The organism is Methylophilus rhizosphaerae, assembly GCF_900100975.1.
Lineage (GTDB): Bacteria > Pseudomonadota > Gammaproteobacteria > Burkholderiales > Methylophilaceae > Methylophilus > Methylophilus rhizosphaerae.
Window position 1 is genome coordinate 257,940 of the sequence record NZ_FNFX01000002.1, and the last position, 22,406, is coordinate 280,345.

The 22,406-nt window shown below is 51.2% G+C and carries 21 protein-coding genes; 8 read left to right on the forward strand and 13 right to left on the reverse strand.

Translation table 11 applies throughout. The features are described 5' to 3' along the window. The first annotated feature begins 19 nt into the window (after positions 1–19). From BLP53_RS05040 to BLP53_RS05055, 4 genes are all read left to right on the forward strand, one after another. On the forward strand, positions 20–466 hold the full coding sequence (locus BLP53_RS05040) for a hypothetical protein (protein WP_091470998.1): 447 nt from the start codon (positions 20–22) through the stop codon (positions 464–466). Further along, positions 466–1,173 (forward strand): caspase family protein, encoded by a 708-nt coding sequence (locus BLP53_RS05045; RefSeq protein ID WP_091471001.1) that lies wholly within the window; start codon positions 466–468, stop codon positions 1,171–1,173. The genes BLP53_RS05040 and BLP53_RS05045 overlap by 1 nt, the downstream gene beginning before the upstream one ends. Before the next feature lie 22 nt (positions 1,174–1,195). Further along, positions 1,196–2,233, forward strand: coding sequence for a CobW family GTP-binding protein (locus BLP53_RS05050; protein ID WP_091471003.1), 1,038 nt, complete (start codon positions 1,196–1,198; stop codon positions 2,231–2,233). Positions 2,234–2,476: 243 nt separating this feature from the next. Next, complete coding sequence (locus tag BLP53_RS05055) at positions 2,477–3,001, forward strand: TIGR00645 family protein (RefSeq protein ID WP_091471005.1); 525 nt, start codon at positions 2,477–2,479, stop codon at positions 2,999–3,001. Between the two features lie 78 nt (positions 3,002–3,079). On the opposite strand, the gene BLP53_RS05060 is transcribed toward BLP53_RS05055, so the two are convergent. Together BLP53_RS05060 and ppk2 are read right to left on the reverse strand one after the other, a co-directional pair. Further along, the gene (locus BLP53_RS05060; RefSeq protein ID WP_091471008.1) at positions 3,080–3,625 is read right to left on the reverse strand and encodes a cysteine hydrolase family protein; all 546 of its coding nucleotides are present in this window, start codon (positions 3,623–3,625) and stop codon (positions 3,080–3,082) included. Positions 3,626–3,779: 154 nt separating this feature from the next. Beyond that, positions 3,780–4,736: a polyphosphate kinase 2 gene (ppk2, locus tag BLP53_RS05065; protein WP_091471011.1), complete on the reverse strand. Its 957-nt coding sequence runs from the start codon at positions 4,734–4,736 to the stop codon at positions 3,780–3,782. 171 nt (positions 4,737–4,907) lie between these two features. Here ppk2 and BLP53_RS05070 point away from each other — a divergent pair, with 171 nt between their 5' ends. Both BLP53_RS05070 and BLP53_RS05075 read left to right on the forward strand, forming a co-directional pair. Next, on the forward strand, positions 4,908–6,536 hold the full coding sequence (locus BLP53_RS05070) for an inorganic phosphate transporter (protein ID WP_091471014.1): 1,629 nt from the start codon (positions 4,908–4,910) through the stop codon (positions 6,534–6,536). 262 nt (positions 6,537–6,798) lie between these two features. Next, a complete protein-coding gene (locus BLP53_RS05075) occupies positions 6,799–7,167 on the forward strand; it encodes a DUF6232 family protein (RefSeq protein ID WP_091471016.1) in 369 nt (122 codons plus the stop codon). Between the two features lie 30 nt (positions 7,168–7,197). On the opposite strand, the gene BLP53_RS05080 is transcribed toward BLP53_RS05075, so the two are convergent. The 5 genes from BLP53_RS05080 to hemN form a co-directional block, all read right to left on the reverse strand. Continuing rightward, positions 7,198–8,025 carry a hypothetical protein gene (locus BLP53_RS05080; RefSeq protein ID WP_245652642.1) on the reverse strand — a complete coding sequence of 276 codons (828 nt, stop codon included), beginning with the start codon at positions 8,023–8,025 and terminating at the stop codon, positions 7,198–7,200. A 132-nt stretch (positions 8,026–8,157) separates the two neighbouring features. After that, positions 8,158–12,150 carry an ATP-dependent RNA helicase HrpA gene (hrpA, locus tag BLP53_RS05085; protein ID WP_091471021.1) on the reverse strand — a complete coding sequence of 1,331 codons (3,993 nt, stop codon included), beginning with the start codon at positions 12,148–12,150 and terminating at the stop codon, positions 8,158–8,160. Positions 12,151–12,455: 305 nt separating this feature from the next. Further along, positions 12,456–13,298, reverse strand: a complete 843-nt coding sequence (locus BLP53_RS05090) for a DNA ligase (protein WP_091471023.1) — start codon at positions 13,296–13,298, stop codon at positions 12,456–12,458. A 108-nt stretch (positions 13,299–13,406) separates the two neighbouring features. Further along, on the reverse strand, positions 13,407–14,111 hold the full coding sequence (locus BLP53_RS05095) for a sulfite exporter TauE/SafE family protein (RefSeq protein ID WP_091471025.1): 705 nt from the start codon (positions 14,109–14,111) through the stop codon (positions 13,407–13,409). 9 nt (positions 14,112–14,120) lie between these two features. Further along, positions 14,121–15,506, reverse strand: a complete 1,386-nt coding sequence (gene hemN, locus BLP53_RS05100; protein WP_091471028.1) for an oxygen-independent coproporphyrinogen III oxidase — start codon at positions 15,504–15,506, stop codon at positions 14,121–14,123. 248 nt (positions 15,507–15,754) lie between these two features. On the opposite strand from hemN, the gene fnr reads away from it, so the two are divergent. Together fnr and BLP53_RS05110 are read left to right on the forward strand one after the other, a co-directional pair. Continuing rightward, positions 15,755–16,504: a fumarate/nitrate reduction transcriptional regulator Fnr gene (gene fnr / locus BLP53_RS05105; RefSeq protein ID WP_218119027.1), complete on the forward strand. Its 750-nt coding sequence runs from the start codon at positions 15,755–15,757 to the stop codon at positions 16,502–16,504. Between the two features lie 2 nt (positions 16,505–16,506). Beyond that, the gene (locus BLP53_RS05110) at positions 16,507–17,376 is read left to right on the forward strand and encodes a radical SAM protein (RefSeq protein ID WP_245652643.1); all 870 of its coding nucleotides are present in this window, start codon (positions 16,507–16,509) and stop codon (positions 17,374–17,376) included. A 10-nt stretch (positions 17,377–17,386) separates the two neighbouring features. On the opposite strand, the gene BLP53_RS05115 is transcribed toward BLP53_RS05110, so the two are convergent. The 6 genes from BLP53_RS05115 to ccoN are packed head-to-tail and all read right to left on the reverse strand — an operon-like array spanning position 17,387 to position 22,332. Then, a complete protein-coding gene (locus tag BLP53_RS05115; RefSeq protein WP_245652644.1) occupies positions 17,387–17,656 on the reverse strand; it encodes a FixH family protein in 270 nt (89 codons plus the stop codon). Positions 17,657–17,714: 58 nt separating this feature from the next. Then, entirely contained in the window at positions 17,715–19,163 is a 1,449-nt protein-coding gene (gene ccoG, locus BLP53_RS05120) for a cytochrome c oxidase accessory protein CcoG (protein ID WP_091471032.1), read from the reverse strand. Between the two features lie 15 nt (positions 19,164–19,178). Then, positions 19,179–20,075, reverse strand: a complete 897-nt coding sequence (ccoP, locus tag BLP53_RS05125) for a cytochrome-c oxidase, cbb3-type subunit III (protein ID WP_091471035.1) — start codon at positions 20,073–20,075, stop codon at positions 19,179–19,181. 31 nt (positions 20,076–20,106) lie between these two features. Beyond that, positions 20,107–20,247, reverse strand: coding sequence for a cbb3-type cytochrome oxidase subunit 3 (locus BLP53_RS05130; RefSeq protein ID WP_091471038.1), 141 nt, complete (start codon positions 20,245–20,247; stop codon positions 20,107–20,109). An 11-nt stretch (positions 20,248–20,258) separates the two neighbouring features. Beyond that, on the reverse strand, positions 20,259–20,885 hold the full coding sequence (ccoO, locus tag BLP53_RS05135) for a cytochrome-c oxidase, cbb3-type subunit II (protein ID WP_091471041.1): 627 nt from the start codon (positions 20,883–20,885) through the stop codon (positions 20,259–20,261). Positions 20,886–20,895: 10 nt separating this feature from the next. Further along, a complete protein-coding gene (gene ccoN, locus BLP53_RS05140; RefSeq protein ID WP_091471392.1) occupies positions 20,896–22,332 on the reverse strand; it encodes a cytochrome-c oxidase, cbb3-type subunit I in 1,437 nt (478 codons plus the stop codon). Positions 22,333–22,406 lie beyond the last annotated feature (74 nt).

Sequence of the window (22,406 nt, forward strand, 5' to 3'; positions counted from 1 at the left end):
TAAAATAGGGAGAAGAATAATGGTTATGGACGTCACAATTACAACAGCAGCAATAGCAACTATAGTTTCAGCAATAACTTCGGCAGCTGTAGCTTTGTTGATTGCTAGTAGGAACTCAAAAAAAGCAATTGATGATCAATTAGACGGGATACTTAAAATTGCTATCCAATATCCTTATCTTGAATGCAAAAGTTTTACCAATGCCTGGTCAAGTCGTTACGATCAAAATGACGAGAAGGCTTTAAGGTATGAGGTTTATTGCACCCTTGTTTTTAACTTCATGTCTAGGATTTGTGCTTTTTACAAGTATGACTCAAATAAAGTTGAACAACACATAGCTATAAAGCAGTGGGCTAGAATTCATTGCAAGTACTGGCGTGATCCTACAGAGGCTTTTGAGAATGTTGATACTTATGATAAGGAATTTGTTGATTTAATTGAAGGTTACTTAAAAGGAGCTAAATAATGAAAAGAAAGGCTTTATTGATAGCCAACACTAATGGGCTTGAAGGGGTCAAGGTTGATATTACAAAATTTTCTGCGTTCTTAAAAAGCAATCTTGGAGGTGCCTGGTTTGATTCGGAAATACAAATATTAGCAAATGAGTCCAAAGTAAGTCTGTTACGTAAAGTAGATGAATTAAAAAGACAATCGAATGACTACACCATTGTACTTTTTAGCGGGCATGGTGGTTATCAACGAAGAACCGTTTTGGAAATAAACGGTAACGGTGAGACTATCCAAGAGAATGAATTGGCTAATATATCTAAAAGACAATTAAATATTTATGACTGTTGTAGATCAATTATTCCAGAATCAACGGTTAAAGCAGCAATGGACTCAATGACCGTTAGATTCGCGGAGTCTGTAAATACTTATAGGCAAAAATTTGATAGTAGAATTATGCAAGCAGATGAACAGCTTGCTAGCCTTTATTCTTGTTCCATTGGACAAGTATCTTATGACACCTCGAATGGTGGAGTTTATTTATCAAAATTACTAGATGCTGCAAAAAATGTATCTACAGATTTTAAACTGGTGAGTACTGCGCATGATGAGGCTAGAACTGCGACCATTTTGGAAAGTAAACTTGCTGGAAGAACCCAAGTGCCAGATGCTGTACTTGCTAAATCCATGTCATATAGGCAATTAATAATTTCCCTCTCCTCCTGATTACAGTCGTTAAAGAATTAATATGGATAAACGTATCCCCGTCACGCTGCTTACAGGCTTTTTGGGCAGCGGCAAAACCACCCTACTCAACAAGCTTCTGCATAACCCCGCGATGAAAGACACCGCCGTGATCATTAATGAGCTCGGCGAAGCAGGTTTGGACCAAATTTTTGCCAATAGCCAGATTTCGCAAACCATCGAGAGCGAGCATATTGCCGATAACACGGTGTTGTTGAGTTCTGGCTGTTTGTGCTGTTCACTCAAAAACGAGCTGGCCGATACCATGCGCGATTTGTTTTTCAAACGCAGCCTGGAGGCCGTACCACAATTCAACCGCCTGGTGATTGAAACCACGGGCATGGCGGACCCTGGCCCGATTCTGGCCAACCTGATGAATGAACCGGTGATTGAATCGGTTTACAGATTAGACGCCGTAGTGGTGACGGTTGATGCGGCTTACGGCTTGCAGCAGATCGCATCACAAAAGGAAGCGTTGAAACAGGCGGCGGTAGCAGATGTATTGCTGATTACCAAGGCTGACACAGCAACGCCTGAGCAGATCAGCGCTTTGCAGGAAAAACTCAGCGCGATTAACCCGAATGCCACACAGCAGTTTGTGTCACATGGTGAAATCGACCCGATGGATATTGTCGATGTCGGCCTGTTTGATTTTGCCAATAAACAAGCCAACCCGCAGCGCTGGTTGCGCGCGCCTGCCAGCGGCTTCAGCATGGGTAAAAAAGGCACGATTCCGCAAGCGCCTGCGCATGACGATGTGACGACGTTTACCGTTTACCTGCCCAAGCCTATGGTGTGGTCTGATTTTAAAAGCGTGATTCTCAAACTGTGCCAGAAACACGGCGAACAGTTATTGCGTCTGAAAGGCATTCTGCACGTAGAAGACGCGCCTGCGCCACTGGCGATCCATGCCGTGCACTTTACACCTTATCCACCGACCTTACTGGAAGGCTGGGATGAGGACGAGCCAATTAGCCGGATTGTAATTATCGGCAAAGGTATCGACGAACAAGCCGTGCGTGATATGCTCACCCAGTTTTAACAGTAAGTGATTTAACGGGTAAATTGCGGCGTTGCGCGAACCAATTTCCGAACTCAGGAAATTCTCATGTATGACTTGAACATTGACTTCGGCCACTACGTTTAACATCGCTGCGCGAGTTAGCCTTCGTCGCAACACTGCGTGAGTTGTCCGGTTTCTGTGTTCGAGCGCCTTGCACTTTACCCCGAAAAATCACTTATTGGATAATGAAGTAGTCACCGATGTATTAGAAATGGAGTAAATATGGCACGTTATTTGGAAAGATTATTAGAAGGCTGGATTTTCAAAAGCCGCTGGCTGATGGCACCGATGTATCTCGGCCTGGTGGGCGGCCTGGTGATCCTGCTGGTCAAATTTGTGCAGGAATTTATACATATCGCTGCGCACCTGGCGACGCTGACCGAACAGGAAACCGTGTTATCGCTGCTGGCACTGGTGGACATTACCCTGGTCGGCAACCTGCTGATTATGGTGATCTTCAGTGGTTATGAAAACTTTGTATCGCGCATTGATACGGCAGATAGCGAAGACCGTCCCGAATGGATGGGAAAAGTGGACTACTCCGGCCTGAAACTGAAACTGATCGGCTCCATTGTCGCGATTTCTGCCATTGATCTGCTGAAAGCCTTTGTGCACCAAAGTTCTGGCACCGCCAGTTTCAGTACCGAACAAATGGCCTGGCTGGTGGGTATACACCTGACCTTTATCGTCACCGGCGTATTATTCGCCTGGATGGATAGAATTGCCGGTCACGGCGAAGACCATTAATGACATGATACCAATATAAAAAAGGCCGGGTTCTCCGGCCTTTTGCTTGTGTATCCAGTTCGGCTGGGCCGGAGACTCTTAACTGAGGTATTTATCCGTCGAAATCACCGAACCATAAGCAAAGGCGAATGCGGCCATGGCAGCAGCATGTGCTTGTGCCGCAGGCACAGTCACGCCATTGAATTCAAGGTCCAGCGTAGCACAGGCATCGTGTAATACGGTCACGGCATACCCCATATCTGCCGCCGCGCGGACAACAGCATCAATACACATATGGCTCATGGCGCCTACTACGACCACTTCTTCTACCTCATGCGCATCCAGTTGCTGTTTCAGGTCGGTCTTGCGGAATGCGTTGATATGGTTTTTGACAATCACCGGCTCTCCGGCCACCGGTGCTACACTCGCCTGAATTTTTACTCCATCGCTACCGGGAATAAACACCGGTGCCTCATCATGGGCAAATTCGTGCCGGATATGAAAAACCGGCATGCCTTTATGCCGGGTATAGGCAATCACCCTGGCAGCATTGGCAACCGCAGCCTCAATGCCGGTGAGCGGCAGTTTACCGGTAGGTAGATATTCGTTTTGCAGATCAACAACAATCAGGCCACTTGTTTTCATGATGCTCTCCTGAGATGGATGCCTTATGTTAACCGGAACACAGCAGGCTGAGAAGCCGCATTTCAGACAGCACTGGCTCAGACATACACGCGACAAACAATATCCGTCGGCTGAATAAAAAGGCCGGTAACACCGGCCTTTTCCTTTGCCAACATTAATACCTGGCAGGCACAAACATCTCTTGAGGCACCGGGCCGCGGATATAGTCATCGTTATAGACCCGCTGGGGCAATACCACTGGCGCGTGTTCTACAACACCATAGTCAATCTGGCTTAACAAGTGATTAATGCAGTTGAGACGCGCTTTCTTTTTGTCTACGGCTTCGATGACCCACCACGGCGCTTCGGGAATATGCGTACGTTCCAGCATGACTTCCTTGGCTTTGGTGTATTGCTCCCAACGGCGTCGTGATTCCAGGTCCATCGGGCTGAGTTTCCACTGTTTGAGCGGGTCATGGATACGCGTCATAAAGCGTAAGTGCTGCTCATCATCGGTGATGGAGAACCAGTACTTGACCAGAATAATGCCGGAGCGGACCAGCATCTTTTCAAACTCAGGCACGGAGCGGAAAAACTCTTCGTATTCGTCATCGTTACAAAAGCCCATGACTTTTTCCACGCCGGCACGGTTATACCAGCTGCGGTCAAACAGCACGATTTCGCCGCCGGCAGGCAGATGCGAAATATAACGCTGGAAATACCATTGCGTCCGCTCACGCTCACTGGGCGCAGGCAAGGCAGCCACCCGGCAGACACGCGGATTCAGGCGTTGCGTAATACGTTTAATCACGCCGCCTTTACCTGCGGCATCACGCCCTTCAAACAGCACCACCACTTTTAACTTATTGTGCACCACCCAGTCTTGCAGTTTGACCAGTTCACCCTGCAAGCGGAACAGCTCTTTAAAATAGGTGTGGCGGTTGGACAGTGATGATTTGGCATTGCCTGTCTGCAAGCCATACACTTCTGAAGCATCGGCAAATTCGGCCAGGATCTGGTCCATGCGCTCGTCATCCAGTTCCATTTCCAGCTCTTCGTCAAAACTATCCATCATTTCACTATTAAACCGCTCATCCATAGAGAGGATGTCGGCAGACTTTTCAGTTGTCATGGGGATTCCGCTGCTGATATCTAAAGTTAACGAAGTAAAAATACTAGTTTTCCAACATGACAGTTTGATGACTGTTTCATGCCTCCTTCTCCTTGACTGCTCTCTCTGTCATCAATTTGTCATATTAAAAAATAATACTCTGGTATCTCATTAACCATCAGGCGACCATTTATGGATACCTCCACTGCTAGTCACTCGCCGCTATTGCATAGCGCATCCACTGCCAGGCCCAATCTCGACAATAAGCCTGGCCTCATGACCATGGCCATCTTTATTGGCTTGTTACTGATCGGTTTCATGTATACCGGCTTCAGCCTGATGCATGACGTGACGGACACCGGTGCCAAAGCGACCACCTGGCTGCCATTTATTTTACTGGGCCTGGCCCTGGTGATTGCGCTCGGCTTCGAATTCGTGAACGGGTTTCATGATACGGCAAACGCAGTGGCGACCGTGATTTACACCCACTCATTGCCAGCCAACTTTGCGGTGATCTGGTCGGGCTTATTCAATTTCCTCGGCGTACTGGTCTCCAGTGGTGCCGTGGCATTCGGTATTATTTCCCTGCTGCCGGTGGAGCTGATTCTGCAAGTGGGCTCCGGTGCCGGCTTCGCCATGGTATTTGCTTTGCTGATTGCCGCTATTCTGTGGAATCTGGGGACCTGGTTGCTGGGTTTGCCTGCTTCCTCGTCCCACACCTTAATCGGCTCCATTATCGGTGTCGGTGTTGCCAATGCCCTGATGCATGGCCGTGATGGCACCAGCGGTGTCGATTGGGCACAAGCCACTAAAATCGGTTACTCCCTGCTGCTCTCCCCGCTCATTGGTTTCTTTTGTGCGGCGCTGTTATTGCTGGCGCTGAAGGCCTTTGTCAAAAGCAAAGAGCTTTATCACGAGCCCAAAGGCAATAAGCCTCCACCATTGTGGATCCGTGCCTTGCTGATCCTGACCTGTACCGGTGTATCGTTTGCCCACGGCTCCAACGATGGCCAGAAAGGCATGGGCCTGATCATGCTGATCCTGGTGGGTACCGTGCCTATGGCCTACGCCCTGAACCGTGCCATGCCGGTTGACCAGATGACACAGTTTGTCGCTGTGGCCAACGTTACCCAGCAATCACTGGCCCATAGTACGACGATTGTACCGCCTGCCAGCGCTGACGCCGCCCGCCAGAAACTCACCGAATATGTACGCACCAAAACCGTCACGCCTGAGCTGGTGCCGGCACTGGCCACCATGACCGGCAGTATCGGTGAACAGGTCAAATCCCACGGGACATTTGCCGAAGTCCCTGCCGAACAGGTGGGCAACGTACGTAACGATATGTACCTGGCTTCTGAGGCCATCCGCCTGCTGGAAAAAGACAGCAGCATCACGTTTGACAGCGATACCAAAGCCAATGTGGCCGCATTCAAAAAGGAAATTGATGGCGCGACCAAGTTCATTCCGTTATGGGTAAAAGTGGCAGTGGCGATTGCACTCGGCCTGGGCACGATGGTGGGCTGGAAGCGTATTGTAGTTACCGTGGGCGAGAAAATCGGTAAAACACACCTGACTTACGGCCAGGGTGCTTCTGCCGAACTGGTCGCCATGGGCATGATTGGCGCGGCAGATATGTATGGCCTGCCAGTGTCAACGACCCATGTATTGTCATCCGGTGTGGCTGGAACCATGGCAGCCAACAAGTCCGGCCTGCAAATGTCCACCATCCGTAACCTGATGATGGCCTGGGTACTGACCTTGCCGATGGCGATGGTGTTATCCGGCACCTTGTACTGGTTGTTCACACATTTATTCTAATCGCATGGAACGCCCTTTCATGCTGCTACGCGTGTACAGCATTGAAAGGGTGTTTATTTTTTGTATGGCTGATTATGAGCACATCTGGATAGCTTCCCCTCGGGTGACAATAAACCGCATCCACCCTCTATCCATCCCTTGAAATAATCTATAGAATCCACCCGCCTCACAATGTGAGCATCTGTTAACCCATTGCAAGCAGTGTTCAACACACGGCTTGCGACAACGTTATCTCATCATAAATAAAAACAAGGAATATGGGATGGAGGAAAAGGTTTTCTTCAGCCTTGAAGGCGTCAAGGTCAGCAATACGCAATTCGTCGCAAACGAACACAGCTACCTTCTGCAAGACATTCTTGCAGTCAGGCATGGCATGCTGGAACCCGCGCGCGGCTTTGCCACCTTCTGTATGCTGGCCGGCGCCTTCCTGTTTATTTTCCAGGGCGCATTTATGTTCGTGGGCGGTTTTTCCGTTGCCATGGGCATCGCGGCGTGGTTTTCAGCCAAAACACATTATGCTGTCATCATCCAGGCCGCCGACGGCGAGCATCAGGCACTCACCAGTGAAAACAGTGATGATATCGATCGCGTGATCCGGGCATTACACACCGCGATGATAGAGAGAGGCTAAGTCATGCCAGGCGGCAGGCAAACGCCCTGATCAGCGTCCGTAAATATCCTGGCTCCTGTAATTAGGGCCGAAAAACTCTTTCATCAGGAAATCTTCCAGGCCAGCACTATCTGCCGGTCGCGCGGATAAGGTCACTGTGCGGCCCAGGCGGTTGGAAATCCAGTCAAAATCACCGTCGTAGTGCTCACGGATAATCGCAATCATGCGGCGTATCATCACCAGGCGGATATCTTCTCCGCTCTTGGCTTCCACTTCGTAATACTGGGTATTGGCAGACGTATAGTCATTGACCCAGCCTTTAAAGCTGAAACTGGCATTAAACGGGTCCATGCGCTTGATCTGGAACAAGCCATTGGTACCAAACTTGAGATTGTTCATGATGTTCTTGGTGCGGCGCTCATCTTCAGAGGGCCCACGCTCTGCCGCAGCGGCTGCATCATTAATCTGCTTGGCGGCCATTTCCTCAGCGTTACGATCCGTTTGCTTGCGTTTGATCATGCTGGAAAAATCCTCCACCGGTGGCGGTGGCTGTTGTGGCGTCGGCTCAGACCTTGGTTGCTGTTTTGGTTCAGGCAGCTTGAATGCACTGTTAGGATTCTGTGACTGAATAATCTTTTTCGGCAGCTGGTATTCCTGTTTCGGCTGTGGCCTTGGTTTTGGCTGCGGCTTAGGCTCAGGTACTGGTGGCACTTCTGGAGGTGGCTCCACCGGTTTGGGCAAGCTCTTGACCGGCACACCCAGATCCAGCACCACACTGATGGGGGCCTGTGACGGCTCCTTCATTGGTTTGAGCAAATCCAGCAAAAATCCCCAGAATAAAATAGCATGGAAAATCAGGGAGATTAAAAAGCCCCACATGAGCCGCGCCGGAATGCGCAACACCCTGTCCTTCTGTCTGGGTCTCAGCCAGTTAGGCGTGCTAAAGGGTTCAAATGGAGAAGGTGTTTGCATGAACGGGGTTAATCACGAATTAGCGGACATCGCACATGACTATTGCATTTCTTGCCAGAGTTTTTCCAGACGTTTGATGGAGACAGGATAAGGCGTCCTTAATTCCTGCGCGAATAATGATACACGTAACTCCTGCAACTGCCACGCAAAGTCTTGTAACTGGCCTGTTACAGGCAGGCTGGCCTTGCGCAACTGCTCTATTTTCTGCTGCCTGCGCTGTTCCAGTTGCACAATGGCCTGCGCGTGGCGGCTGTCACGTTCCATGCTGGTCGGGTATTTATCAATCCGCATGCGGATGGCTTTCAGGTAACGGGGCAAATGTGGTAACTGCTCCCATGGCGTCCTGCTGAAGAAACCGTGATAGACCAGCGCATTGAGCTGTTGTTCACATTCGCGCCGGATTTTCTGCGTGACCGGCGTCATTTTCTGCAATTGCGCAGTCAGCACCTGATATTCAGTCGCCACCAGTTGCGCCTGCCGGGTCAATGCCTCCGTCACAGCTGGCAACCGCGTGCGTGCCCGTGCTTTCAGTTGCATGAATTCGGCGTTGGTGCGTGGTAAATCATCTTCGGCAATAAAAGCGCGGTCGGCAATCGCTTGCAACATATCCTCACGTAACTGGTCAGGGTTCATGACGTTGCGCAGCAGCAACGCGTACTGGTTAAATCCTGGCAGTCCTTTCTCCAGTTGTTTCATTTGTTCCTTGAGCTCAAAGCGCATCAGGCGGCACACGCCTTTACGGTGCGCTGTTGCGGCAGCTTCAGCTGTATCAAACAATTTGACCGCCACAGTGTCGGTATTGTCTTCCAGCGCCGGATAACCGGTTAACTGGCGGCCATCCTTGCTGAATGTGAGCGTTTCCGGCAAGTCTCCAAAATCCCATTGCTTGAGGCCGGTTTTCTCAATATCCGGCGAACCGCTCCTGAAGGTCAGTTGTGCGGCTGAACCGAGCTGTTTTTTCAGCGCGTTCCAGTCGCGGCCCATGCCAAGTTCACGGCCTTTTTCATCGACGACGCGGAAATTCATCAAATGGTGCGCCTCCAGGCCAGCCATATCAAACTCTTCCGCTTTCAGTTTGAGCGTCGTTTTCTGTTGCACATAGGCCGCCAGGGCTGGCAGCAATGGCTCGGAAATGGCCTTTGCCTCCAGGAAACCGGTCACAAATTCCGGCACCGGCACGCACACCCGGCGCAAGGTCTTGGGCAAAGCTTTAATCAGGGCCGTCAGCTTGTCGCGGATCATGCCCGGCACCAGCCACTCGGCCGCCGTCGCATCCAGCTGATTCAGCAATGCCAGTGGAATGGTTGCCGTGACACCGTCCAGCACATGCCCCGGTTCAAAACGGTATTTGAGTGGCACGGTTTCCCCATCTATGGTCATCTGCTCGGGAAACTGCACTTCGGTAATCGCATTGGCACCATGGCGCATCAACGAGTCACGGGTCAGATACAGGATTCCGGGATTGGTTTTTTCCGCGTCCTGCCGCCATTTTTCAAACGAAATACCGTTGAATACGCGGTATTGCTCACTGATTGGCGGCACCACCCTGTCATAAAAAGCAAACAGCTGATGCTCATCCACCAGTACATCCTGGCGGCGCGCCTTGTGTTCCAGCGCCTCCACTTCTGCGATCAGGCGGCGATTGGCTTCGAGAAATGGCGCGCGCGTATCTAACTCCATAGTTGCCAGTGCTTCACGGACAAAAATCTCGCGTGTCTCATCAGGATTCACCGGTCCATAATGCACCCGGCGCTTGGGCACGATGGTCAGCCCATACAGGCTGACACGCTCCCAAGCCACGACTTGTGATTGCTTTCTATCCCAGCGCGGGTCACTGTAATGACTCTGCGTCAGGTCGCGGCTGCCACCTTCGTTAGCAATCGGTTCTATCCAGTCCGGGTCGATTTTAGCCACTACGCGCGCATACAGTTTGGTGGTATCCACCAGCTCTGCCGCCATCACCCATTTAGGACGGCTTTTCTTCAATGCCGAGCCTGGTGCAATGGTAAAGCGGATACCGCGCGCACCGGCATAAGTCTCGCCATCGCCATCCTTGAAGCCAATATTGCCAAGCAAGCCGGAGAGCAAAGCGCGATGAATCTGTTCATAGCTGGCCTCCTTGTCGCTGGGCTTGAAGTCCATTTCGCCTACCATCTCCAGCAATTGCGCATGTAGCTCCCGCCACTCTTTCAGGCGCAAAAAGGACAGGAAATTCTGGTGACACTGATTCAGCAACTCGCGATTGGATTTTTTGTCCTTCAGCGCCTGCGCGTACCAATCCCACAACTTGAGATAACTCATAAAGTCTGAATCATCCGCCTTGAATTTGGCGTGTGCCTGATCCGCCGCCTCGCGTTTATCCATGGGCCGTTCACGCGGGTCCTGGATGCTGAGCACACTGGCAATCATCAGGATCTCACGCAGGCAACCTTCTTTTCTGGCAGCAATAATCATGCGCGCCACGCGCGGGTCCAATGGCAGGCGCGCCATCTGCCGGCCCAGTTCGGTAATTTCGCGTCGCTCAGTCACCGCACCCAGTTCTTGCAGCAACTGGTAACCGTCACTGATCAGGCGCGAGGAAGGCGCTTCAATAAAAGGGAACTCAGCCACATCACCCAGGCGTAAATCCGCCATACGCAGAATCACACTGGCAAGCGAGCTGCGCAGGATCTCAGGGTCGGTAAATGCCGGGCGCTGCTTAAAATCCTCTTCGGAATACAAACGTACACAGACGCCACTGGAAACGCGACCACAACGCCCTGCCCGCTGCTTGGCCGCCGCCTGTGAGATTTTCTCAATCTGTAACTGTTCCACCTTGGCACGCGGGCTATAGCGGTTGACACGTGCCAGGCCGGCATCAATGACGTATTTAATACCCGGCACCGTCAATGACGTTTCCGCCACATTGGTCGCCAGCACAATGCGGCGTTGGCCGCCGGGCTTGAAAATACGTTGCTGGTCCTCGATGCTCAAGCGCGCAAACAGTGGCAGGATCTCAGCCGATTTCAGTTTGAGTGAACGCCCCTGGTTTTTACGCAAGTGATCCGCCGTATCGCGGATTTCACGCTCACCGGGCAGGAACACCAGGATATCGCCATCGCCTTGCCGTAACAGGTCTTCAGCCGTATCGAGGATGGCATCCTCCATCACCTCTTCTTCGTCATCCTCCTCCAGCCAGCGCGTTTCCGTACGCGGCGGCTTGCGCTTGATGCCCATCAGGTCCTGCGCAAACCGGTCTATATCATCCAGCCCGTCATCAATCGGCACTTCCACTGCCACCATGGTGGTTTTATTACCCAGCGGGCGGTAACGGATTTCAACCGGATAAGTGCGGCCAGATACTTCAATGACAGGCGCACCGTCAAAATGATTGGCAAAACGGTCGGCATCAATCGTTGCCGATGTGACGATGATTTTTAAATCTGGCCGCCGGGGAAGTAGCTGTTTCAGGTAGCCCAGCAGGAAGTCGATATTCAGGCTACGCTCGTGCGCCTCATCGATAATGATGGTGTCATAGCCGTTGAGAAATTTATCGCTCTGCGTCTCCGCCAGCAAAATACCATCGGTCATCAGCTTGACGTAACTGCGCTCGGATAATTTATCGTTAAAGCGCACTTTGTAGCCAACCACTTCACCGAGCGGGCTTTTCAGTTCCTGCGCAATACGGCTGGCCACTGAGCGTGCCGCGATACGTCGCGGTTGCGTATGGCCAATCAGACCAGTGACACCTCGCCCAAGCTCCAGGCAGATTTTAGGTAATTGCGTGGTTTTACCGGAGCCGGTTTCACCACACACAATCACGACCTGATGCTTGGCAATGGCCGCTGCAATCTCGTCTTTTTTGCCGCTGACCGGTAATTCCGGCGGGTAATCCGGCTTGGGTAATGCAGCCAGCCTTGTCTGTAAACGTTGCTGTGAAGCCTGTACTTTATGCGCAATATCCACCAGCGGTTTATCGACCGGTTTATTCTGTTTCAACGCATCCCTAAGCTGGTGTAAACGCCGTTTCAAAGGGAAACGGTCAGCCAGCATACACTGGGGAAGTTGTTTTTCGAGTTGGCTGATAAGTTGGGCGGGAGAAACGGCAGTCATAGGGAAAGGATTTTAACATGGCATGGGAAATGTCATGCAGCATGGAGGCTTACAAGCAGCTTAAGTTTGCTTGTTTCTGATGGGCGGATTTTTGTTACTTTTGAGACGATTAGTAATCCTGGTGAGTGAGTGTGTTTAGAAGCAACATGCTGTTTCGCCTAAAGGCGAAACAAATCGCTACATCCAGTACCACAACACTCACACCTCCCCACTAACAAAAAAGCTTCAATCTTTTCAAATACTCGTCACTCCGGTGGCCGTACCCGCAAAAAACTGGCAAATTTCGGCTTGCCATTCTTGGTTAAATCACGATACGTGTAAGTCACTATACTGCCTATCGCTGGCGGCTGTGCGCGTTCTGCATCGCTGAAGCCGGTACCCAGTCTGAACTGCAACCCTTGCGGTGTTTCCACCAGCAACGCCCCCACTTTCCCCAGGTATTTTCCCTTACCGGGGACATGCGCAATCACCCTGGCTTCTGCATCCAGCTGTGGTTTGAGCTTAAGCAACACGTGATTGCGGCCGGTGACATAAGGCGCATCGGCACGGTGCAGCATCAGCCCTTCCCCGTGCCGGGCAACGATACTGTCTAATGTGCGCTTAAGTGATGCTTCATCACTGACATGAAACTGCTTGATGGCTTTGAGGTAAGGGCTATGTATGTTGCCAACGATACGTTCAATCTGCCGTGCCCGCTCGGAAAATGTACCTTCAGCATTCGATAGTTCAAATACATAATAGGCCACTTTTCGCCAGTCGTTTTCACTAGGTGTGGATTGGCGCACGGTACCGGAAAGCAGTTCAAACTGGCCACGGCCAATCCATAACTCACCATCCAGCGATTGGGTAGGAAAGCCTCTGGTAAACCAGCCCGGTGCATGAATCGGGTTGCCCTGACGACTAATCAACTGTTTACCATCCCAGATAGCACGTACGCCATCCAGTTTTTCACTGACCAGGTACTCCCGGACATCAATGCCTTCATGGTAGATATGTGCCAGCAGGATATCCGGTACTTGGGCGTAAGCTGGCGCAACAGGCTCAAACCATAACAGCAGAAAATAGATGAAACCGTGTAATCCGCGCATAAGACCTCCATATTATTAACTTAAATTAACAATATTAACACCAGGTCTGCCATCTTCAGACAACTGATATGGCTTAACGGGATATAAAAATACGCAGAATTTGAGGAGTTACAGTACCTGGCACCACAATTTGTCGTGGTGCATGACATCCATCCACAATGCGACCAGACTCAGGCTCACCAGCATGGCACCGCTGATACGCATACCGGTGGATTCACGCATCCAGGCAGGCAATTTTTGCTGGCCGGAGCGCCACACGATTGGCGCCATGGCGAGAATAGTGGCAGAACCGGTGGCGAATGCCATCATCACCAGCGCGCCTTGCAACCATTGCGACTGCAGGGAGGCCAGCATCACAGCAGAATACAATAACCCGCATGGCAACAAGGCCCATACCATGCCAGTGAACAGGAAGCCCAGCTTGGCATGCTGGGTACGCTGTTTAATCCACGCCCAGACCTGTTGCGCGCGTTGCACTGCCCATTGTGGCTGTCTGCCGGTGAGCAGCAATAAACACCCCCAGGCAAAGATCAGCGTATGCGAAAAAGTCCATAAAGGCTGGAATACATGGCTTTGATCAGACAACCAAGCCAGGCCACGCAAGCTCTGTGCTGCCAAGGCACCCAGCATGCCATAGCCCAGCATGCGCCCCAGGTAAAAACTCCACGGAACAGTGTGAATAATTCGAATCGGGATAGATTGGATATGGGAAGAAGTTTGCATGGCGCCGCAAGCTGCACCACACATGGCTATGCAGTGAGGCCCGCCTGCCAGCCCCATGACGAAGGCGGTCAGGAGTAAACTGGCTAACATGCCGAGAGTTTAAAGGATTTTGGAAAACCTTGCACGATTGCTATCGTGCTGCAAATAGCGGTCAAATACCATGGCGATGGCGCGTACAAAAAACCACCCCATGTCGGTCACTTTGAGACCATCATTCTCCAGGATAACCAGGCCCTGCTTCTGTTTATCCACAAGTTGCTGCAGTTCAGGTTTAAAGTACTCCCTGAAGTTTGTCATATACGACAAATCAATCGATTCATAACTAAGCTCACCATGACACATAATGGCCATGATCACGGCGCGGCGTATCAGGTCATCACGGCTCAGGGCCAGGCCACGGACAATCGGTAGCTGACCCTGGTCGAGAAAATCATAATATTCTTCCAGTGTTTTGGCATTCTGGCTGTAGCTGGCGCCCATCTTGCCAATGGCGGATACACCCAGCGCAAGGATATCCTGGTCTGCCATGGTGCTGTAACCCTGGAAGTTGCGGTGTAACCTGCCCTGCTGTTTGGCAATCGCCAGGGCATCGCCTGGCAAGGCAAAGTGATCCATACCGATATACACATAGCCGGCCTGCATCAATTGCTGGATTGCTTCAGACAGCATCTGGATCTTATCTACTGCGTTAGGCAGGTCTTCCTGCAAGATGCGGCGCTGCGGCTTGAAGCGCGAAGGCAAATGTGCGTAACCGTACAGGGCAATGCGATCAGGGCGCAAGGTAACGATCTGTGCAATCGTTTCACGGAAAGTAGCGGGCGTTTGTTTCGGCAAGCCATAAATCAGGTCGGCATTCATGGATTGATAGCCCATGGCACGCGCTTCCTGCATCAGGGCTTCCACCTGCTCATAAGACTGCACGCGATGCACTGCCTGCTGCACGTCCGCATTAAAATCCTGCACGCCAAAACTCAGGCGGTTAAAGCCCAGGTCGCGCAAATGCTGCAGGCGCTGGTAGTTCACTGTCCGCGGGTCGATTTCAATCGCGTATTCGCCTTCTTCACTGAACACAAAAGCGCTTTTCAGCATTTGCACCAGGCGGGACAATTCTTCGTCATTGAAAAATGTCGGGGTACCCCCGCCCAGATGCAGCTGGTTGACAGTTTGTTGTACACCCAGCTGCTGCAGATGCAAATCCAGTTCGCGTTGCAGGTAATCCAGGTAAATCGCGCTTTGCTCGTAACGCTTGGTGACAATTTTGTTGCAGGCACAATAAAAACACAGTGAGGCACAGAACGGGATATGCACATAAATGGACAAGGGCTGGGCCCAGCCATTGATATTGCGCTGCGCGACGGCTTTGCAATAGGTGGCTGCATCAAATGCTTCCACAAAACGGTCCGCCGTCGGGTAAGAGGTGTAACGCGGACCGGAAACATCATAGCGTTCGATATGTGCCTGCGTGATCTTCAACGGTTGGTTCATGGTCTCTGGCAAACTTTTTCCTGTTCGGTACGGATAAGAAATTCAGTGCTTTCACTTACTGGGGCACACTTTGCCACAAAGCAATCGCCGGCTACTTGATGTACATCAAGTGAATCCCAGAGCTGGGATTGCATAATGACCAGACATCTATAAAGGGAAGAGACCATACCATCATGCTCAATGAACTCGCAGACGCCCGGGAAGCGTATAATCTGCCGCATGTGCAACAAGAGCCCAGGATTGCCGCCATGCAGACCGAACCCAAGCCTATCGAACAAAAACAAATCGAACCCAGCTTCAAAGTCGCCTGTTCCAATTGCAATTTACGCGAACTTTGCCTGCCGGTCGGCCTGAATACTGACGAAATGCAGCAGCTGGATGGCATGGTGGCTACCCGCAGGAAGGTGAAACAGGGCGGGCATTTGTACAGCAGTGGTGATGCGTTCACCACGCTGTATGCGATTCGTACCGGCTTCTTCAAAACCTGCGTCGTGTCTGAAGATGGCCGCGAACAAGTGACCGGCTTCCAGATGGCCGGTGAAATCATGGGCCTGGATGGCATTGTCAGCGATAAGCACAACTGCAATGCGATTGCGCTGGAAGATGCGGAAGTCTGCGTGATGCCGTTCAATCATGTGGAAGACCTTTCCCGCCAGATTCCGGTACTGCAACGGCATGTGCACAAAATCATGAGCCGCGAAATCGTGCGTGAGAACGGTGTCATGATGCTGCTGGCCAATATGCGTGCCGAAGAGCGCCTGGCAGCCTTCCTGCTCAACCTGTTGCAACGCCTGCACGCCAGGGGCTATTCCAAAAGCGAGCTGATTTTACGCATGACGCGTGAGGAAATTGGCAGCTATCTCGGCATGAAACTGGAAACCGTCAGCCGGACATTCTCCAAATTCAGTGAGGATGGCATTATTGAAGTCAAACAGAAAAACATCCGCATTCTGGACCATGACAAACTGAAAGCCATTTTCAACGCCAGTACCTGCTGATCATGCCTGACTTAACCATGCAGGCCAGAACATTGTTCGATGGCCTGGCGGCGCATGCGGGTACGCGCCAGTGGCGGTATGTTTATCCGGTCTGGTCTCGCCGGGCACAAGGCATCTCCATAGGCATCAACCTGCATCCCAACCATTGTTGCAACTGGCATTGCATTTACTGTCAGGTGCCTGGCCTGCAACGCGGGCCTTCTCCTGTCATTACCATCAGCGCGCTGCAGCATGAGTTGCAGGGTTGCCTGGACTGGCTGCACCGGGAAATTACCGCACATGGCAAAGGCAGCATACAAGCGCTGGTACAAGACATTGCGTTCGCCGGTGATGGCGAGCCCACCACCTCGCCGCAGTTTGCCGAAGCCATGCTGGCAGTACATGACCTCCTGTGCCATCGCGCGCCGGAGGACAAGCCGCGACATGTACGCCTGATCACTAACGGCAGCCAGTGCCAGCACGCGCATGTCCAGCACGCCATCCGGCAGTTGCACATGCTGGGAGGTGAAGTCTGGTTCAAGCTGGATGCAGGCAGCGATGAAGAAATGCTGGCCATCAATGATAGCCGCCTGCCACTCTCTCTGCACCTGCAACGCCTGAAAACCTGTTGCAGCTTATGCCAGACCTGGGTGCAAACCGCGATACTGTGCCGGCGTATCCGCCAGCAAACCGTGACAACGCCCTCATTGCCAGGCTATTTACAGGCGCTACACCCTTTGCAACAACAGATTAAAGGGATTCTGCTATACAGCATCAGCAGGCCCAGCCAGCAAGATACGACAGGCATGATACAAGTCACGCCAGAGGCAATATTAAAAGACTATGCGGAACAAATACGCACACAAGGGTTTCATGTGTGCGTATTTAACTGATAAAACGACGTTAGTTATCCGCAGGTTTCATGCTGGTTTGCACGTGATTGCGTGCCTCGACGGCAGGCGTCATTGCATTACTATTGTGCCCGGCACTCTGCTGTGCCTCCGCATCCAGGGTTTTATTGATTTCCATCCCTTTGCGGTAGTAATCATCAATGGCCGGGTCAGGATTAGTGATGGCGAGATACAGCGTGATAAAAGAGGCCACAATCACGATAGATGGACCACCGATAATCAGCCAGACATACGGGTTCTGTTTCTGAAACCAATTGCTCAAATTACTCAATGATGCTCCTTTATGCAGCCAAGGCGCTCAACCGCCTTGCGCTGCGGCATTAATTACTGGGAATAATAAAGACGGCTTTTTCCTTCAATGTTTCCTTGGAGTACAGATCCGTCACTTCAAAATACACCTTGTGTGAGCCTGCGCTGACGGCACCGTCAGGTAGCTGCAATTCAACCACGACATTGCGTTTCTCAAACGGCTTCAACCCTTTGAAGCCCTGCGCATCCTCATCGGAAAAATGCAGGGCGATGTCCGGCAAACCGGTGACCTTCAGGTCAAAGTCGCGCTCGGATTCGGTATCATTTTCCAGCTTGAGATTATAGACATTCTCCACTTTACCGTCATTGGTATAGCGAGCCATCACTGCACGGTCACGTAACACATCCAGCCTGAACTCGGGTTTGAAATACAGGCTCACCGCCATACCTGTCGTCAGGATAGTCAGGATAGCGCCGTAAATCAGTACCCGCGGCCTGAGCAGGCGGCGCAGCATCTGCTGACGGTTCCAGCGGTTATCAAGGCCGTTCTGGGTGGTATATTTAATCAGTCCCTTGGCATAGCCCATTTTATCCATCACATCATCACAGGCATCAATACAAGCCCCGCAGCCTATGCATTCATGCTGCAAACCGTTACGGATATCGATCCCGGTCGGGCATACCTGCACGCAAATACTGCAATCGATACAGCTGCCTAGCCCGTTGGCATTTTCGCCGGCCTTTTTGGAACGTGAGCCGCGTGGCTCGCCGCGCGCCTCATCATAAGTCACGGTCATGGTATCGCCATCAAACATAGCGCTCTGGAAACGTGCATACGGGCACATATACTTGCAAACCTGTTCGCGCATGTACCCGGCATTGCCATACGTTGCAAAGCCGTAGAAGCAGATCCAGAAAGCTTCCCAGCCGCCGAGTTGCATCTCGACAATGCTGGGCACCAGTTCACGTATGGGCGTGAAATAACCGACAAACGTTACGCCTGTCCACAAGCCAAAGGTAATCCAGGCAAATTGCTTCAGGGATTTACGCGTAATCTTGTTGAGGTTCCACTTGCTGTCATCCAGTCGCATGCGTGCGATACGGTCGCCTTCGATTTTCTGTTCCATCCACATGAAGATTTCGGTATACACCGTTTGCGGACAGGTATAACCACACCACAAGCGCCCGGCAATGGCCGTGAACAGGAAAAGAGATAACGCGGATACGATCAGCAGGAAGGACAGGTAAATCAGGTCCTGCGGGTGAAAAATCAGGCCGAAGATATAAAAGCGTTTGGCATCCAGGTCAAATAGCATCGCCTGCCTGCCACTCCACTGTAACCATGGCACGCCATAGAAGAACAGCTGGGTTGCCCACACCATGACCCAGCGCCAGCGGTTGTATAAACCGGATACGCCCCGGGCATAAATCTTGTCGTCGGATTTATAAAGTGACAAAACCACCTCCCGTTCAGGGATGGTGGTTTCAGTCACAGCGGCGCTTCGTTTGGTTTCGCTCATAGCCTTTTGCATAAACTACTTGTTAGAAAGTCCCCATACATAAGCTGTTAATAAATGAATCTGCTCAGGGCTGAATTTCTCTTGCCAGGCAGGCATCTGGTTGGTTTTGCCTTCGTGAATACGCTTGATAATCGCGGCTTCACCCTGGCCATGCAACCAGATATTGTCGGACAGGTTAGGCGCACCAATCATCTGGTTACCTTTACCTTCAGGGCCATGGCAGGCAGCACACACCGCGAACTTGTCTTTACCGGCATTGGCACGGCCAGAGTCATGGATACTGCCGGACAGGCTAAGTACATAGTTGGCGACGTTTTTCACATCTTCTTCGCTACCCACTGCAGCGGCCATTGGCGGCATCATGCCGATACGGCCATTGGTAATGGTTTCCTTGATCTTCTCAGGGCTGCCACCATGCAACCAGTCATTGTCAGTCAGGTTAGGGAAGCCGCGGCTACCCTTGGCATCTGAACCGTGACATGCCGCACAGTTGTTCAGGAAAATACGTTTACCAATATCACGCGCTTCAGGAATCTTGGCCACTTCTTCTACCGGCATGGCCGCATATTTGGCATACAGTGGCGCAATTTTTGCATTGTTTTTTGCCACTTCAGCTTCATATTGCTTCACCTGTGTCCAGCCAAATTTACCTTGGTACTCACCCAGGCCAGGGAACAGGTACAGGTAGCCCAAGGCAAAAATAATGGTGATGATAAACAAACCTACCCACCACATTGGCAATGGATTATTCATTTCCTTAATGCCATCCCATTCGTGACCATTGGTGTTGTCACTATCCAAAGGCACCTTGATGCGACTGGCAAAAACCAGCAAGCCAAGACAGAATGCAATCCCAGCCAGAGTAATGGTCGAAATCCAGATCGGCCAAAATCCACTTACAAAATCATTCATGATGTTTTCCTTAACATTTCCGCACAACTATTTAATCTTGATCGAACGGCAGATGTTGCGCGTCCTTGAATTGCACGGAGTTGCGATTGCGCCATGCCCAAACCAGGATAATTACAAACAGTACAAACGTCAGTACCGTAAAAAATATGCGTAATATAGTGATCGTATCCATGGCGCACCCCCTTATTTAACGTGAATACCCAGCACCTGCAGGTAAGCGACCAGTGCATCCATTTCGGTTTTACCCTTGATATCGGCACCCGCTGTCTTGATCTGCTCATCGGTGTATGGCACACCTACCCTACGCAGGGCGGTCATATGGTCACCGATAGTAGCGTCATCCACCAGGTTTTCGTTCAACCATGGATAGGCCGGCATGATGGATTCCGGTACCACATCACGCGGGTTGTTCAAGTGAACGCGATGCCAGTCATCACTGTATTTGCCACCAACACGATGCAGGTCAGGACCTGTACGCTTGCTCCCCCACTGGAACGGGTGATCGTAAACAAACTCGCCCGCCACAGAGTAATGGCCATAACGTAATGTTTCGGCATGGAAAGGACGAATCATCTGTGAGTGACAGTTGTAGCAGCCCTCACGCTGATAAATATCCCGGCCAGCCAACTGCAATGCAGTGTAAGGTTCCAGGCCACGCACAGGCTCTGTGGTGGATTTCTGGAAAAAGAGAGGCACGATTTCAACCAGGGCCCCAAAGGAGATCGTGATGAATGTCAGCACGATCAACAAGAAGGGACTTGTTTCAATCTTTTCGTGAAAATTGCCACTATTATGTTCATGAGTTGCCATACTGAATTCCTTAAGAGTGCGCAACAACAGCAGGTATTTCTACCGTTGCTGGTTTACCGCTGCTTGCTGTTTTATATGTGTTCCACAACATGAGGAACATGCCGCTCATGTACAGGAAACCACCCAATGCACGAGTAAAGTAGTACGGGAATTTGGCTTTCACGCTCTCAACGAAGGTATAAGCCAGCGTACCGTCAGCATTCATGGCACGCCACATCAGGCCTTCCATCACGCCGGAAATCCACAATGAAGCGATATACAGTACAACGCCAATAGTGGCCATCCAGAAGTGCACTTCAATCGCTTTCACGCTGTACATCTGTTTCTGGCCGAACAGGCGTGGAATCATGAAATACAGGGAACCGATGGTGATGAAACCTACCCAACCCAGGGCACCAGAGTGCACGTGACCCACGGTCCAGTCAGTGTAGTGAGACAAAGCGTTGACAGTCTTGATCGCCATCATCGGGCCTTCAAAGGTACTCATACCGTAGAAAGACAGGGAAACGATCAGGAAGCGCAGGATAGGGTCTGTGCGCAGTTTATGCCAGGCGCCGGACAAGGTCATGATACCGTTGATCATACCGCCCCAGCTTGGCGCAAACAGGATCAGGGATAACACCATACCCAAAGACTGTGTCCAGTCAGGCAATGCAGTGTAATGCAGATGGTGAGGGCCCACCCACATGTAGGTAAAAATCAACGCCCAGAAGTGCACGATAGACAGGCTATAAGAGTACACCGGACGCTCGGCCTGTTTAGGCACAAAGTAATACATCATGCCCAGGAAGCCCGCAGTCAGCAGAAACCCTACCGCATTATGACCATACCACCACTGTACCATCGCATCCTGTACACCGGCGTAAGCAGAGTAAGACTTGAACCAGCCGGCAGGGATCGCAGCACTCTCAACAATGTGCAATAAAGCCACCGCCAGGATAAAGGCGCCATAAAACCAGTTCGCCACATAAATATGTTTGACCTTGCGGACAAAAATGGTACCAAAGAATACGGTGGCATAAGCAATCCATACAATTGCCATCAGGATATCAATTGGCCATTCAAGCTCGCCGTACTCTTTACTTTGAGTGTAACCCAGAGGCAAAGAGATGGCAGCAGCGATAAGCACAGCTTGCCAGCCCCAGAATGTAAAACTGGCCAGTCTGTCGCTAAACAAGCGCGCCTGACAGGTTCGTTGGACTACATAGTAGGAGGTACCAATTAACGCAGTACCGCCAAATGCAAAAATCACCGCATTGGTATGCAGTGGTCTCAAACGGCCAAAAGAAGTAAATGGCAAGCCCAGGTTCAGTTCCGGCCACACCAGCTGGGACGCAATAATGACGCCCATCAGTGTACCGAAGACACCCCAAACTACTGCCATGATTGCGAATTGGCGGACCACTTTATCATTGTAGGTCGCAGCCTTCACGGTTGCATCTTGCATGGATTTCTCCCAATCAATAAAACTAACACCCAACATGAAAAAACTACTTTTCAGATATTTGCCAATATCGCACA

What these genes read in the sequence shown, in the direction of transcription:
- hemN (WP_091471028.1), bottom strand. Translation starts at nt 15,506, where the DNA reads ATGAACCAACCGTTGAAGATCACGCAGGCACATATCGAACGCTATGAT.
- ccoO (WP_091471041.1), bottom strand. Translation starts at nt 20,885, where the DNA reads ATGGCAACTCATGAACATAATAGTGGCAATTTTCACGAAAAGATTGAA.
- BLP53_RS05050 (WP_091471003.1), top strand. Translation starts at nt 1,196, where the DNA reads ATGGATAAACGTATCCCCGTCACGCTGCTTACAGGCTTTTTGGGCAGC.
- ccoN (WP_091471392.1), bottom strand. Translation starts at nt 22,332, where the DNA reads ATGCAAGATGCAACCGTGAAGGCTGCGACCTACAATGATAAAGTGGTC.
- BLP53_RS05075 (WP_091471016.1), top strand. Translation starts at nt 6,799, where the DNA reads ATGGAGGAAAAGGTTTTCTTCAGCCTTGAAGGCGTCAAGGTCAGCAAT.
- BLP53_RS05055 (WP_091471005.1), top strand. Translation starts at nt 2,477, where the DNA reads ATGGCACGTTATTTGGAAAGATTATTAGAAGGCTGGATTTTCAAAAGC.
- BLP53_RS05090 (WP_091471023.1), bottom strand. Translation starts at nt 13,298, where the DNA reads ATGCGCGGATTACACGGTTTCATCTATTTTCTGCTGTTATGGTTTGAG.
- BLP53_RS05130 (WP_091471038.1), bottom strand. Translation starts at nt 20,247, where the DNA reads ATGGATACGATCACTATATTACGCATATTTTTTACGGTACTGACGTTT.
- hrpA (WP_091471021.1), bottom strand. Translation starts at nt 12,150, where the DNA reads ATGCTGGCTGACCGTTTCCCTTTGAAACGGCGTTTACACCAGCTTAGG.
- ppk2 (WP_091471011.1), bottom strand. Translation starts at nt 4,736, where the DNA reads ATGACAACTGAAAAGTCTGCCGACATCCTCTCTATGGATGAGCGGTTT.
- ccoP (WP_091471035.1), bottom strand. Translation starts at nt 20,075, where the DNA reads ATGAATGATTTTGTAAGTGGATTTTGGCCGATCTGGATTTCGACCATT.
- BLP53_RS05080 (WP_245652642.1), bottom strand. Translation starts at nt 8,025, where the DNA reads ATGTGGGGCTTTTTAATCTCCCTGATTTTCCATGCTATTTTATTCTGG.
- BLP53_RS05045 (WP_091471001.1), top strand. Translation starts at nt 466, where the DNA reads ATGAAAAGAAAGGCTTTATTGATAGCCAACACTAATGGGCTTGAAGGG.
- BLP53_RS05060 (WP_091471008.1), bottom strand. Translation starts at nt 3,625, where the DNA reads ATGAAAACAAGTGGCCTGATTGTTGTTGATCTGCAAAACGAATATCTA.
- fnr (WP_218119027.1), top strand. Translation starts at nt 15,755, where the DNA reads ATGCAGACCGAACCCAAGCCTATCGAACAAAAACAAATCGAACCCAGC.
- BLP53_RS05040 (WP_091470998.1), top strand. Translation starts at nt 20, where the DNA reads ATGGTTATGGACGTCACAATTACAACAGCAGCAATAGCAACTATAGTT.
- BLP53_RS05110 (WP_245652643.1), top strand. Translation starts at nt 16,507, where the DNA reads ATGCCTGACTTAACCATGCAGGCCAGAACATTGTTCGATGGCCTGGCG.
- ccoG (WP_091471032.1), bottom strand. Translation starts at nt 19,163, where the DNA reads ATGAGCGAAACCAAACGAAGCGCCGCTGTGACTGAAACCACCATCCCT.
- BLP53_RS05095 (WP_091471025.1), bottom strand. Translation starts at nt 14,111, where the DNA reads ATGTTAGCCAGTTTACTCCTGACCGCCTTCGTCATGGGGCTGGCAGGC.
- BLP53_RS05070 (WP_091471014.1), top strand. Translation starts at nt 4,908, where the DNA reads ATGGATACCTCCACTGCTAGTCACTCGCCGCTATTGCATAGCGCATCC.